This is a genomic window from Chitinophaga deserti (assembly GCF_003149455.1).
GTDB classification, from domain to species: domain Bacteria; phylum Bacteroidota; class Bacteroidia; order Chitinophagales; family Chitinophagaceae; genus Chitinophaga; species Chitinophaga deserti.
The window spans coordinates 769,389-783,842 of the sequence record NZ_QFFK01000001.1; the positions used below are offsets into that span (position 1 = coordinate 769,389).

At 50.4% G+C, this 14,454-nt stretch carries 10 protein-coding genes and 1 tRNA gene; 5 read left to right on the plus strand and 6 right to left on the minus strand.

Features of this window, described 5'->3' with window-relative positions; translation table 11 throughout:
- Positions 1-208 precede the first annotated feature (208 nt).
- Both DEV76_RS03020 and DEV76_RS03025 read left to right on the plus strand, forming a co-directional pair.
- On the plus strand, positions 209-1,537 hold the full coding sequence (locus tag DEV76_RS03020; protein ID WP_109694926.1) for a DUF5690 family protein: 1,329 nt from the start codon (positions 209-211) through the stop codon (positions 1,535-1,537).
- Complete coding sequence (locus tag DEV76_RS03025; protein ID WP_109694928.1) at positions 1,534-2,640, plus strand: 2-aminoethylphosphonate--pyruvate transaminase; 1,107 nt, start codon at positions 1,534-1,536, stop codon at positions 2,638-2,640. The genes DEV76_RS03020 and DEV76_RS03025 overlap by 4 nt, the downstream gene beginning before the upstream one ends.
- A 130-nt stretch (positions 2,641-2,770) precedes the next feature.
- Here DEV76_RS03025 and phnY read toward each other — a convergent pair whose 3' ends face one another.
- The 3 genes from phnY to DEV76_RS03040 form a co-directional block, all read right to left on the minus strand.
- The gene (phnY, locus tag DEV76_RS03030; protein WP_109694930.1) at positions 2,771-4,213 is read right to left on the minus strand and encodes a phosphonoacetaldehyde dehydrogenase; all 1,443 of its coding nucleotides are present in this window, start codon (positions 4,211-4,213) and stop codon (positions 2,771-2,773) included.
- An 11-nt stretch (positions 4,214-4,224) separates the two neighbouring features.
- Positions 4,225-5,469: a phosphonoacetate hydrolase gene (gene phnA, locus DEV76_RS03035; protein WP_109694932.1), complete on the minus strand. Its 1,245-nt coding sequence runs from the start codon at positions 5,467-5,469 to the stop codon at positions 4,225-4,227.
- Between the two features lie 99 nt (positions 5,470-5,568).
- Complete coding sequence (locus DEV76_RS03040) at positions 5,569-6,153, minus strand: helix-turn-helix domain-containing protein (RefSeq protein ID WP_109694934.1); 585 nt, start codon at positions 6,151-6,153, stop codon at positions 5,569-5,571.
- A gap of 85 nt (positions 6,154-6,238) precedes the next feature.
- Here DEV76_RS03040 and DEV76_RS03045 point away from each other — a divergent pair, with 85 nt between their 5' ends.
- On the plus strand, positions 6,239-6,811 hold the full coding sequence (locus tag DEV76_RS03045) for a MarC family protein (protein WP_109694936.1): 573 nt from the start codon (positions 6,239-6,241) through the stop codon (positions 6,809-6,811).
- 66 nt (positions 6,812-6,877) lie between these two features.
- Positions 6,878-6,952 (plus strand) — tRNA-Arg (locus DEV76_RS03050).
- Between the two features lie 107 nt (positions 6,953-7,059).
- Here the strand turns inward: DEV76_RS03050 and DEV76_RS03055 are convergent.
- Positions 7,060-8,262: a TlpA family protein disulfide reductase gene (locus DEV76_RS03055; protein WP_109694938.1), complete on the minus strand. Its 1,203-nt coding sequence runs from the start codon at positions 8,260-8,262 to the stop codon at positions 7,060-7,062.
- Between the two features lie 175 nt (positions 8,263-8,437).
- Between DEV76_RS03055 and DEV76_RS03060 the strand changes: the two genes are divergently transcribed.
- A complete protein-coding gene (locus tag DEV76_RS03060; RefSeq protein ID WP_109694940.1) occupies positions 8,438-8,758 on the plus strand; it encodes a hypothetical protein in 321 nt (106 codons plus the stop codon).
- A gap of 418 nt (positions 8,759-9,176) precedes the next feature.
- Here the strand turns inward: DEV76_RS03060 and DEV76_RS03065 are convergent, their stop codons facing one another.
- On the minus strand, positions 9,177-10,877 hold the full coding sequence (locus DEV76_RS03065; RefSeq protein ID WP_109694942.1) for a RagB/SusD family nutrient uptake outer membrane protein: 1,701 nt from the start codon (positions 10,875-10,877) through the stop codon (positions 9,177-9,179).
- 18 nt (positions 10,878-10,895) lie between these two features.
- A complete protein-coding gene (locus DEV76_RS03070; protein ID WP_232826861.1) occupies positions 10,896-14,147 on the minus strand; it encodes a SusC/RagA family TonB-linked outer membrane protein in 3,252 nt (1,083 codons plus the stop codon).
- Positions 14,148-14,454 lie beyond the last annotated feature (307 nt).

Here is a 14,454-nt window from a genome sequence, read left to right on the forward strand (position 1 = left end):
TAATAATTCCTTAACGTGGCAAATTCTTCCGGTCGCCCTAAACGGGCGAATTTTGTCGAGTAGCAATTCTAGGGCCTATCTACGTGGATAATTCTTGATTCTTCAAAAAAGTTTCGTGGAATCTTTCCCGAATTTAAAGAAATTTTATAATTTACAAATATTAAACACAAAGATGGTGCAAGGTTGGCTATACTAAACACACCGTTCTATGTTCACCAAAAGGCTACAAGAGCCCTCGGGCTTATTTTTTATCGTATGGTGCCTGCTGGCTTCCTTCGGCACCTACTTCTGCATGTATGCATTCCGCAAACCCTTCAATACCGGGCTGTATGAAGGGCTAACCCTGTTTGGGCTGGGATATAAGACCGTGCTGATCATTGCACAGGTATTAGGATATATGGTCTCTAAATTCGCCGGTATCAAGATTATCTCCGAGCTGCAGCCCAATAAGCGCATCCGGCTGGTAGCGGGCCTGATCCTCTTTGCAGAGCTGGCCTTACTGGGTTTTGCACTGGTACCCTACCCCTATAATTTTATGTTCCTGTTCCTGAACGGCCTGCCGCTGGGCATGGTATGGGGCGTTATCTTCAGCTTCCTGGAAGGGCGGCGCTTCACGGAAATCCTCGGTATGGGGTTAAGTATCTCCATTATCGCTGCTTCCGGTATCCTCAAAACCATCTATCTCGAATTACACAGTCTGCTCCCGGCACTGTCCGAATTCTGGATGCCTTTCCTTATCGGCCTTATCTTCCTCCCGCTCACCTGCCTGTTTATCTGGATGCTTTCCGTGATACCCGCTCCGGGAGAAACTGACCGCCTCCTCCGTGCAGAACGCGCCCCTATGGGCCCGGGCGATAAATCTGATATCATCCGCAACTTCTGGCCCGGCCTCATCTGCATTTTACTGATCTATTGCCTGCTCACCACCCTGCGCGATTTCCGCGACAACTTCAGTGTGGAGATATGGAACGAGATCAGCGGCCACCACTGGAGCAAAAGCATCCTCGCGCAAACAGAATTAATATCCACCGTGATCGTAGTTGTTTGCGTTTCCTCCCTTTCCCTGATCCGCAACAACATCCGCGGGCTTTGGGCTACGCTGGGCCTTATCGCCTTTGGCCTGCTCATGACCGGGGCCAGCACCATGCTCTTTCACCGGAATGCCATAGGCCCTTACAGCTGGATGCTGACACTGGGCACAGGGCTCTTCCTCGCATACATCCCCATTCAGGTAGCGGTGTTCGAGCGGCTCATTGCTCTGTTTAAGATGAAAGCCAATGCCGGCTTTTTTGTATATGGCTGCGATGCCGTAGGATACCTCGGCAGCGTGGGCCTTTTGCTCTACCGCGAGTTCTTTATGAAAGACCTCCGCTGGAGCCGCGTACTCATGCAGTTCAGCTACCTGCTGTGCTTCGTATGCCTCGCGCTTTTAGTTACTGCTTTCGTATATTTCAACCGCAAACACGGCCTCCGCAAGCTGTGGGATAAACCCGAGCCTCCGGCGCCCAAACTGCATAACATTACAATACATTTATGAAGAAGCTTTTATTCACGCCAGGACCATTATCTACCTCCCGCACCGTTAAAGCCGCCGCCATGGAAGACATGGGTTCGCGCGATGCCGCATTCGTAGAAACCGTGCAACAGATCCGCGACGAATTGCTGGCCCTGGCACATGTGTCGCAGGCTGCAGGATATGAGACCATACTGATGCAGGGCTCAGGTACTTTTGGCGTGGAAAGCGTGATCAGCAGCGCCATCGGAGAAAACGACCACCTGCTCGTACTTTCCAACGGTGCATACGGCGAGCGCATCGTTAAAATGTGTACGATCCACAAACTGCCACATACCGTTATCCGCTTTGAAGAAGATGAAATCACCGACCCCGCTGTAGTACGCCGCCAGCTGGAGCAGCAGCCAGGCATCACACACGTGGCCTGCATCCACAGCGAAACTACTACCGGCCTTTTCAATCCCATAGCAGAGATCGGAACTATTTGTGCGGAACATAACAAAACATTTATCGTAGATGCCATGAGCAGCTTCGGCGGCGTGGCACTCGATATGCGCGCGGCAAACATTCAATACCTGGTTTCCTCTTCCAACAAATGCATTGAAGGCATCCCCGGCTTTGCTTTCATCATCGCAGAGAAAAAGGAATTACTGAAAACGAAAGGACAGGCCCGCAGCCTTAGCCTCGACCTGTACGAGCAATGGAATGGCCTGGAAGCAAACGGACAATTCCGCTTCACCCCGCCCACCCTCAGCATCATGGCTTTCCGCCAGGCGCTGCGGGAACTGGAGGAAGAAGGCGGCATCCCTGCCAGAGAAGCGCGCTACCGCAAAAACAAGGAAACGCTCGACAGCGGAATGGCAGCCCTTGGCTTTCAGCAATATCTCCGCCCCGAAATTCAGGGACACATTATCACATCGTTCCTTTACCCGAACGATCCTAACTTCCATTTCGAAGACTTCTACCAGCAACTCAGCAGCCGCAACTTCGTTATCTATCCCGGCAAACTGAGCAAAACCAATGCTTTCCGTATTGGCAACATCGGCCAGATATTCCCGGAAGATGTGAGTGCGCTCGTACATGCCATTGGCGAGATCATGGAAAAACAAACCGCCACCTCCAAATAACCATTAAACAGCACAGTAAATGCAAAAGGCGCTCCCGTACCGGGACAGCGCCTTTTTAATTTACCGTATCCATCAAAAAAAACAGCCACGGAAATCCGTGGCCGCCTCATACAAACATTAAAAGAGTACCCTACCAGGGCAGGGAAAATGTTTTCACATATGTAAAGCATTTCATGGCTTCGATCACACCTTCCTTGATACCCAGTCCTGAATCCTTAATGCCGCCGAAGGGCGAGCTTTCGATCCGGTAACCCGGTACTTCGTTGATGTTAACCGTTCCCATGCGGAGATTCTTAATCGCGTAAAGCGCCTTCTCCATGTCTTTTGTAACTATACCGGAAGATAAGCCGTAGGCTGTGCCATTGGCCAGTTCTACTGCGTCTTCAAGATCTTTCACTTTCATAACAGGCGCCAGTGGGCCGAAAGATTCCTGCACTACCATCTGTGCATCGCGGGGCACATCTGTGATAACAGTAGGCTCCAGCAATGCGCCGGTGCGGCGGCCGCCGATGCGTACTTTGGCACCCTGCGCCACAGCTTTCACCACCACATCTTCCAGGTACTTCGCAGCAGGCTCGTCTATCACCGTACCAACGCGAGTTTCTGGCAACTCAGGATCACCGGCAAGGTATTCCTTCGTTTTCTCTACCAGCTTTTCCACAAACGCATCATGGATGCTTTCCTGTACCAATATGCGTTTCACCGCAGTGCAGCGCTGGCCGGAGTTGCGGTAAGCACCTTCGGCAGCGAGGGTAACGGCGAGGTCCATATCCGCATCTTCCAGGATAATGAGGGGATCATTCCCTCCCAGTTCGAGGATTACTTTCTTGTAGCCTGCCTGTTTGGCGATCAGCTTACCAACTGCCACGCTGCCTGTAAAGGAAACGAGTTCCACGCGGGGATCTGTTACCAGCACTTCCGCCACTTCTGCAGTAGGTCCCAGCAGCACGCTCAGCATAGCCGGAGGCAAACCTGCTTCATACAGCAACTCCACAAAACGGATGGCGGTAAGCGGAGTTTTCTCGGAAGGCTTCAGGATAACGGGTGTACCGGTGGCAATGGCCGGTGCAATTTTATGTGCTACCTGGTTCAGCGGATGGTTAAACGGAGTGATGGCCACGGCGAGCGTAAGCGGCTCGCGGGTGGTGAATATTTTACGGGCTTTGCCCTGCGGGGAAATGTCGCAGGAAAAGATCTGCCCGTCGTCTTTCAATGCTTCTATCGCTGCAAAATGCAGTACATCACGTGCGCGGCCTACTTCATAGCGTGCTTCGCGGAGGGCGAGGCCGGCTTCTGAAGTGATAAGGCGTGCAAATTCTTCCTTCTTCTCTTCCAGCAGCTGCCGTGCCTTATCCAGCACAGCATAACGCTCGTAGCGGGTTTGCTTCACACTGGCAGAAAGGCCCGCCTCAATGGCGGCTTCTGTATCCTTACGTGTTGCCAGCGTTACCGTGCCAGAAAGCCGGCCGCTGTAAGGGCTGCGCACTTCCAGCTTTTGTGCGGAAGTAACGGGCCGCCCCGCGATATAACCGGTCAGGGATAAAGTGGCGTCTGGTGCGATGGTATGTGACATAAACAGGGGTATTAGTTGAGGGTAGTACCGTTAACGGTGAAATCGAATACGTCGAAGTTGCGCGGGTCGCCGCCGGCTTTGCTGCGGTATGCCGGTGTAAGCGGGTGCGAAATGAGCAGCGGCACCATTTCCTCGTACCGGCCGCCATGCGAACGAAGGCCTGAGTCGAGCGCAGTGAGGTCGTGATGCGCAGGTGTACGCCCTACCACCACATCGCGGGCACTGAGTACCACGAGGTCGGCAATACGGTCGGCCGGCTGTTCAAGTAAATGCACGGCCATATCGCGGTTATGCACTTCGGTGATACCCGGCTGAGCCTGCAGCCATGCAGCCACATCGCCTTCACTTACATTCTCCGGCACATGTACGGCCACATAGGAACCGAGTGCGCCATGGTGTTTCACGTAAGGGTCAGTAATGGGGCAGATCACCCGGAAGCCATCCCCGAACTTTTCGGTGAGCATGGTTTCGATATAGAGTACGTTCGGCGTTCCGTCTGCTTTCTGCTTGGCATTCATGCCATGGTCTGCCGTAGCGCCGATAACCGCACCGGCAGCCAGGAGCCTTCCGAGCTCATGGTCGATTGCTTCGTAGAAGGCCAGTGAAGGACCATCTTCCGGAGCATAAGTATGCTGCATATAGTCAGTAAGCGAGAGATAGAGGAAATCGGCCATGCCTTTCTCGATGAGGGCCACACCTGCACGAAGCACAAAAAGGCTCGCATCCGCGCTGTAAATGGCCGGAGTGGGCAAGCCGAGCACGCTTTCCACATTGCCGATGCCATGGGTGGCTTCCTGGGCCTGGTTGGCTTTCTCGGCAGAGAAGGCGATGCCGGTCATTTTATGACTGAGGATATCCCGCAGTTTTTCCTTCGCGGTTACTACCGCCACCTTACGGCCAGCATTGGCTGCGGCGGCGAGGATGGTTTCGGAACGGAGGTAAGCGGCAGAGTTCATCATTACTTCCTCCTGCTTGTCGGTATCAAAAAAGAAGTTCCCGCAAATGCCATGTACGGCCGGGGTAACACCGGTTACAATAGAGGAATTGTTTACGTTGGTGAACGAAGGCAGTGCCCCACGAACCATACCGCGGTAGCCGGCAAGGGTCATTTGTTTGAGGTTGGGCATGCGGTCGTGCGCAAGCGTAATATCGAGGTATTCGTCGGCAGAGCCGTCCAGGCAGATAACCACTACAGGCCGGGCTGGCGGAGTGTAGGTTTTGCCGTTTACTGTGAAGGAGCGGGTAGATATAGCCATGTGACTGTGTTTATAAATGCTAACTTTTGAATAGTAAAAGTAAACATTTTTAATAAAGTCACCTGTTAAATTTTCATGAACTGAATTTTTTTGACGGAATTATTTCTCCCCTTCCTGGAAGAAGTAAATAACGAGGAGAAGGGCGTTATCGGGGCCGATATTGGAAGGTTTGTGGCCGAGGCGGCCGTCGAAGAAGATGGAATCGCCGGCTTCGAGGATGAATTTTTCGTTGTTGATCAGGTACTCCACGGTGCCCTGGATCACGTATTTGTATTCGTAAGCGTCGGTTTTAACGATCTGGTTACGGCGGGCATCCTTTTTCAGCTCCAGCAGTACGATATCGGTGGGGCCGCCTTTGATATTCCGGGTAAGTACCCTTTTATAGAGGAATCCTTTGGCATTTTCTTTCTCGAACGACTGGTACTGGTCTTTTTTGATGACGATTACCTTGGCGGCCTGTTTGTTCTGGTTGATGTCGTTGAAGAACTCGTTCATATCCAGGTTCAGTGCCCTGATGATGTTAACGAGTACCAGCAGGGAGGGCACGGTACGGTTATTCTCGATCTGGGAAATGAGGCCTTTGCTCACATCTGCCTTATCGGCAAGCTCCTGCACGGTGATGCCTTTAGCTTTCCGCTTCTCTTTGATTTTATGACTGATCTGTATGATGATATCTTCCTGCATGGCAAACGCTTAATTCCCGCCAAAATAGCTATTTTAAGGCAATATCAGGTGATAGAAAACCTTACTTTTGCTAAAATTTCATCATATGTTCAGTATCGACCAGATCATTACCATCAGTTTTACCCTTTTCGCCGTGATAGATATCCTGGGGTCCATCCCCGTACTGTTATCGCTGAAGGAGAAGATCGGGGAGATTAATGCCGCCAAGGCCACCATAGCATCGGGTATACTGATGGTGGCGTTTTTACTGGGTGGCAAAGCGTTCCTGAACCTGATGAGCGTGGATCTGCAATCGTTCGCCGTAGCGGGTTCCATCGTGATATTCATCATCGGCCTCGAAATGATCCTCGGGATAGAATTCTTCAAGAGTAACGACCAGGATACCAAAACGGGCAGTCTTGTCCCCATCGCCTTTCCGCTGATTGCAGGGTCGGGCACGCTTACCACCATCATGTCGCTCAAAGCAGATTTCGGGGATTATAACATCCTCGCGGGCATCCTGGTGAACCTGATCATCATTTTCATCGTGCTCCGTTCGCTCAGCTATATCGAAAGGATATTGGGAAAAGCAGGGCTGATGGTGCTGCGTAAATTCTTCGGGGTAATCCTGCTGGCCATTGCTGTACGCATTTTCAAGAGCAACATCGGCACTTTATAAAATTCTTTCCAAATATTCATTTTTCCATTACTTTTCCATTACATTTGCATTCCTTCAAAAAAGGCCGGCCTCGTAGTACAATGGATAGTATAAGAGTTTCCGAAGCTCCAGATACAGGTTCGATTCCTGTCGAGGCTACCACCATATTCCCGCAAACAAGCTAACTGCAGCGTTTGCGGGTTTTTTATTTTGTTTGAGGGGAAGGCGGGTTGGTTACACCCGAAGTTTTTGAAGCTCACACCACGTTTTTACTTTTGTTGCAGCAGTATCCCGCGTAGTTTTTCAAACCCTTCCGGGCTGGAACTGTAGAATATATCTCCGTTCTTTCTCACCAGCATATAGGTCGGAAAAGTTGTTATCGATAAATCACTGGTGAGGGTGTTTTGTTTTTCTGCCATGCTGTTAAATATCTGGGGCCAGGGGAGCCTGTTCTTTACAAATATTTCTTTCGCTTTCGGATAATTTGCCGGGTTATCGAAACAAACGCTCACAAAGGGCACATCGGATTTAACCTCATTGTACAATTTCCGCAATTCAGGCATAGCAGCTATACAGGGGGCGCACCAGGTTCCCCAGAAATCGAGCAATACGTATTCTTTTGCTTTTTCGAAGTAGGGCGCCAGTTCCCGCATATGACTTTCCGGCATTCTTGCAACCAGCTTTGTTTCCGTCAACCTGCGCATATATACCTTATCCCACTCCCTGCTTATGCTGTCCATTTTAAACAGCTTCCCGCCAATGACGAGCGTATCAGTCATACGATAGCTTGATTTATATACCAGCTGATTGCTGATCTTATCGTCCTGCATAGCGCCGTTTTCCTTCACCCTGATAGTCAGTCTGCTATCCGGCCACAAATAATCCGCTTTATTAAAGTAAAGAACCATCTCTCCAAACTCCGCCACTCCGCTCCGGCCAAAGGACGCAGCAAGCGGCATTTCGTTCACACAGGCATCTTTACTTGTAAAGCCAACGTGAAAAGGGAAAAAGTATATTTCCACAGGCTGGAAGGTGATGGTGTCATTGATACAATAGGGCAGCCGGGTGATGATTCGCGGTATCGCATCTTCAGGATGATTCCTCTTGTCCCATTTCTTCAGAGAATCATATGAATAACTCAGCACTTCCTCCTTAAGCAGGAAAGGATTATGCCGTTTAAGGATACATACCAGCAATTTGCTTCCTTCCCTTTTTGTCAATACGTTTAAACCGGGCATATCCCTGCATGCCGCGCCCTTCCTGGTTCCGGAATTTACTTCATAGAGGATACTGTCAGGCTTACTATTCACACACCATATCTGCAATTCTCTCACACTGGTGATAGACCGGCCTTTGGTGCCGCTGTAATAATCGGGTGTATGCAGGCTGATTGCGATATCCTGTTCCTGGGCCGCGCCAGCGAACGAGCATGCCAGCAGGCTAACCATTAAAGCGTAACGAATTGATTTCATGGGAACGGGTTTTCGATTATGTAATCTAACGAAAAAAGGTTGCTTACCGGCCCGGCAATAACTTACCTGAAGCGTTTGGGGAATTTTGCCTCTCTGATCTTAAAACCGAAGAAAAAAGCCCGCTTCCCCTTAACCGGAAAACAGCCCTGCAGGAATGCTGTTTTCTACCTGCAGGATGGCAGCAAAACACTTTCAATCGCCGGAAGCGAAAAGCACAAAACTGGTAATTCCCATTATACTCATCTATCGGAAGTTGCGCCTTCGGTACAAGGCACTTACCGTATCGGGATTCATCATTCTGCCCATGATTGCCGGCATGCTCTACAGCCACCGCTTCCTGAACGGGTTATTGGAAAAAGGATGGCTGCCGCACACCCATATCCCTGGCACCCCTGATGCAGTACTTCTCCACACCGGCCTCATGCTCATACTCCTTGGTTTCACATATCAGGCCCTCCGGCGCCCGCCCTTTACCAGCAAAGCCACAGAAAACTGAAAAACGGGGCATTTGTGCCAGCGTAAAGGTTCACTTAAGGTATGGTTACTTAAGGGTTAAAGAGTACTTAAAGTATACTTAATGTATATAAAACGGGTACAAACCCAATACTGTAGCGGAAAAGGGCCTAAAATATATATAAAGTACCCTATCCTTAAGGCTTCATTACCCTTGAAGTATCTAAAAAGAAACCGGGACTCTGCATAGAGTCCCGGGGTGGGTTGACCAAAAATAACGTGGATTGGCATCAGGTGCCGGGACTATTTAAAATCATCATGAAGTTGATATTCAGTTACGCGATGGAAATAACATGATTACCATACAGGCAATCATGTGCCCCAAAAGGGTGAATTGGGGTAAAAAAAACGGCGCCTGCTCTGCAACAGGCACCGTAGGGTTATGACAAAGGATTAAACGGTTAGTTCTGCGATAAGGCCCCCTGCGAGCGGTCTATCTGCTGCTGGGGGATAGGCAGGATAGCGTCTTTAGCTTCGAAAACGATTCCTTTGAAGGCAGTAAGGAGGTTTCCTTCAAATGCGGAATAGCTCTCGATTGTGGTTTTGGCGATATCCCAGCGCACAAGGTCATAAAAACGATGACCTTCCATAGCCAGCTCCAGCCTGCGCTCAAAGCGAAGGGCATTGCGGGCAACCGCCTGGCTTGCAAAAGCTGCGTATGGCTGCACTTTATAGTTTGCGGCAGGTGCACCATTTACGACCCTCCCCGGCAGGTGAGAAGCCCGGGCGCGTACTTTGTTCACCAGCGCAAGTGCAGCAGGCAGGTTATTCTGCTCGATGTAACATTCTGCCGCCATCAGATATACGTCTGCCAGGCGGATGATGTTTACGTTCAGGCTTGTAATGTAAGGCGCACCTGCAACGGTTTCAGTACCGCGGGAGGTAGCGTCCACCATATGCTTAACGCCAACAAATGGTCCGGCATAGGCGGGGTCACGAATCCAGGCATCACCGGGCATAATGCCCCAGTCGCGATACGGTACGCCTCTGCGGCCTACGGTATAATCCAGGCGGGGGTCAAACTCCCAGGTTACATCTACCTGGTAGTTGGTTTTGGCATTTCCGGTGAGACCGAAATCTGACAGATACGGATTGGTCCGGTAGCTTCCGTCCAGCATGGGTAAACCGGCCGGTGTAACGCGGAATGAGTTAACCAGGTCGAAAGTAGGCTGATAAAACCCGCAGCAGGAAACCGGTGCGGTACCATAGAAACCGCCGAGCATATCGCCCACATTCGCATTATCTCCGCTACCATCGGGGTTGATGGCGTGCTGAGCAGCGAAAATACTTTCGGGACCGTTCTCTTTCGTTACATCGAAATTGTCTCTGAAATCAAGCGTCTCCAGATCGGGCTTTGCTGCAATAACAGCATTCAGCAGCGTAAGCGCTTCAGGGTATTTCTTCTGATACAGCAATACTTTACCCAGGTATGCCTGCGCAGCAATTTTGTTGGCGCGGCCGGCATCCGGCATTACTGCAGGCAGATTGTCTACCGCGAATTTGAAATCCGCTTCAATTTTAGCATATACCCCCCCTTCGTTTTTAACAGCAAGCGCCTGTTCGGGCGTCATAGACTCGTCTACGTAAGGGATTTTTGCAAATATCCTTTGCAGGAAAAAGTAGTAGTGCGCCCGGAGGAAACGGGCTTCCGCTTCCACCTGCTTAGCACGCTCATCGGAGAGCTTATCTGCCGAGCCGGCCTGTACTACTTTCAACAGCTTGAGCGTATTGTTGCAACGGGCAATGCCTTCATAATACCGGTTCCACAGGATCTCGGTATTGTCGTTGGAGACAGACACGTCGTGCAGCTCAACCTGGTTCATGTTGGGCTGGTCACCGTTGTTACTTCCTTTGTGGGCATTATCGGCTCCAACTTCTCCAAACAGCCACTGGCTGGGCGAAGAGGAATAGTTACCCCAGGTGCCGTTAACGTTTCCGTTTACAAGGCCATACGCGCCCGTCAGCATACCTTCCACACCTCTGGAGGAAGTGATCTGATCCTGGGTCAATTCTCCCTGCGGGTTCTTTTCCAGAAAGTCCGCGCCACAGGAGCCCAATATGGTAGCGCATGCCACTATTATGATGCTATGAATCCTTTTCATGTTCAAAAGTCTTTTAGATTAGAAACCTGCACTGAAACCAATGATAAACTGCCGTGCTACCGGATATACACCAAAATCAACACCCAACGCAGAGAAGGTAGAGTTGGTCTGGCTTACTTCAGGATCGAGGCCGGTGTATTTCGTGATTGTGAACAGGTTGGAAGCACCGCCATACACACGGAGTGTACGCATGTTTCCTTTAAACCAGTTGTCCACCTTGAAATTGTACCCGATCTGCAGATTCTTCATACGGAAGTAGCTGCCATCCTGCACATAGTAGCCGGAAGATGCGAGCTCATAATCACTCGCTCTCCTGTTGGGCGTATGGATTTTTGAACCGGTGTTTGTGGGCGACCAGCGGTCGAGCATCCGTACACTGGCGGTACCGTCGAACGTACTGAAATCCGTAAAATACCGGGTGGCTTCGTACAGATCATTACCCTGCGAACCGTTGAAGAACATAGACAGATCCCAGTTCTTATACTTCGCATTGATACCAAAGCTGTACAGGAAGTCGGGGTGCGGATTGCCGATAACCGTACGGTCGGCCGGTGTGATCTGACCATCTCCGTTTACGTCTGAATACTTCGGACCGCCAACGCGGGCACCGGTATATTTAGGGCTCTTACCGAGATCATCCGCACTGGAGTATACCCCTTCCCATTTGTATCCGTAAAAGGATCCGAAAGGTTCACCCGGGCGAAGGATCGTTGTCTGAAGACTGCGGAATGTTCCGTAAAGCTGTTCTTTCACGGAAGGTGCCAGTGAAATCACCTGGTTTACGTTACGGGAAACGTTCACGTTAAGATCGAGCTTGAAGGGCTTGTTCGCACGCTGGCCGTAGTGGTAACCTACGCCCACTTCAATACCCGAGTTCTTCATATCACCGATATTCACGAAAGGAGCAGCACCCTGGCCGATAGCTGCCGATGGCAGGGGAACAGGATACAGCATATCCGTTGTTTTACGGCTATACCAGTCGATAGCACCGTCCAGCTCACCATCCAGCAGGGTAAAGTCGAGACCGATGTTAAAGGATTTCAACTCTTCCCATTTGATCTCCGTATTCTTATATGCTTTCTGCCAAACGCCTGATGTGATGCTCTTTCCATTGTATGGATAGAAGGCGTTAGCGATAAGGCTTTCATACCGGTCGATGTACTGGAACCCGGGGATACGCTGGTTACCGGTAATACCATAACCTGCACGGAGCTTCAGGTCGGTAATAAACTTACTGCCTTTCAGGAAATCTTCTTCAGAAAGGCGCCAGGCCACGCTACCTGCGGGAAAGGTACCATAGCGGTAGTTCTTACTGAAGTTGGAGGAGCCGTCACGACGAACGGTAAGGCTTACGAGGTAGCGGTCGAGGAATGAATAATCGGCACGGCCGAAGATGGAAAACAGTGAGCCAACACCACCACTGGAAGTGTTGTTGATGTTGGAAGAACCTGCCGGCAGATAGTAGTAATCCGGAAGGCCGAGGAGGAAGTAATCATTACGGCCGGCAGACAGGAATCTGTTGCGCGACTGGAAAGCTTCCGTACCACCCATTACTGTAAGGGCATGTACATTGGCCACTTCCCATTTATAAGTCAGGGTATTGGTCCAGGTCCATTCTGTATTAAAGCCCTGGTTTTCCGACATACCATTTGCCTCGCTGCCTTCGGAGAATTCGAGGTTAGGGTAGTTGTAAGAAACGCCGCTGTAGTTTTCGTAACGGATACCGAACGAGGTTTTGGCTACAAGCCCTCTTATCAGATCTACCTCCCCAAACACATTACCAAAGAAGAAATTGCGCTTCTGAATGTTATCCTTAGCGCGGTAAAGTAATGCGAGCGGATTTTGTGCGTTGCCGAGCTTATCGCCACGGCTGCCTGCGAAGTTTCCCTTAATGTCATAAACCGGAATAATTACAGGGATACGGTAAGCAAAGCCCAGTGCACTGCCTTCTCCCTGATAGTCGCCGGAAACATTTGGGTTTACGCCTACACCTACAAACTCTTCATAGCTATACTGCATGTTTTCGCCGAAGCGGAAGTGGTTGTTGAAAGCATTGAATCTTGTATTGGCGCGGGCATTATACCTTTTATAACCGGTATGCCTGATGGTACCTTCCTGACCGAGATAGCCTGCACCGATGGCATAGGTGGCGTTTTCACCACCACCGTTTACGCCCAGCTGAACATTCCGGATGGGAGCATTATCAGTGATTTCCTTGAACCAGTCAGTACCCTGCTGGTTAGCTTTGGTGATCTGGTAGAAATTCGACAGCGACCGGCTGTAGTTGTATTTGGAAGGATCGGCATCGGCGGCAGTGATCTTTTGACCCGTTTTGCCACCGGCTACCAGGTATTCCGGCAGTGTGGGTGTAGCACCGGTGCCGTAGTTATTACCGGTAGTTCCCTCCTGGCCGGGCGTGAGGCCCGCGTTGCGGAATGCCTCATACAGATACTCAGCGTACTGCTGGGGATTCATCATTTTGGGGAACTGATTCTTATTTGGCACCTGGGTACCAAAGTAGGAGCTGAGGTTGATCCTTGGCGGACCTTTCACGCCCTGGCGTGTGGTGATAATCACAACACCGTTGTTGGCGCGGGCACCGTAGATGGAAGCAGAAGATGCGTCCTTCAGTACCTGCATGGATTCGATATCGTTCTGGTCGAGCCAGGAAAGTTTCCCTTCGTAAGGCACACCGTCGATAACGAATAAGGGATCGTTGTTGTTAATGGTAGAGAAGCCGCGGATACGGATCTGAGGCGTGGCACCGGGGGCACCATCGCTGATGATCTGTACACCGGTAGCTTTACCCTGGAGGGACTCCACAGGGCTGGCCACAGGCTGCTGCTTCATCTGGTTTACGTTTACAACGGCTACAGCCCCGGTAAGGTCTTTTACACGTTGTGAACCATAGCCTGTTACCACTACTTCGTCGAGCGAAGTATTGGAAAAGGCGAGTGAAATGTTATAGGATTTGCCAGCTTCAACGGTAACTTCCTGTGCAGTGAAACCAATGCTGGAAATCATGAGCACGTCGCCCACATTGGCCTGGATGGAAAAATCTCCGTTTTCATTGGTAACGGTGCCTTTGCTCGTGCCTTTAATCTGAACAGCAACACCGGGAACCGGCTGTTTGTCCTGCTCACTAATGATTCTGCCTTTGACGGTTTGCGCCTGCTGAAAATACAGGCTGGAGGCGGTTGAGGCATGAACGGAAAGGGTACCGGAAAGGGGGGTGATAAGGAAAAAGATTCCACTTATCGCTTTTGTCAAAAAAGCAATATTCCTCTTTTTTTTCATATTTTTGATGCGTTATAGTTCAGCGAAGTATTTTGAACTGTATCTCGGCAAAGCTTCTCCCAGCTTAGCCTGCCGGCAATACTCCCATATTGCCGGTTTATGTTGGAATCCTACTTATATGTCATAACATGGGATTTAAAAGGTGAATAATAGGGCATGCGCATTAAGCACAAACGATTATCCCGGACACGGACAAGCACACGTCTGCAGATACGGACCTGCCGCCGGTTTTTAGAATGGACAGTAAAGATGAATTGAACGAACGTGGTTCAATGATGTC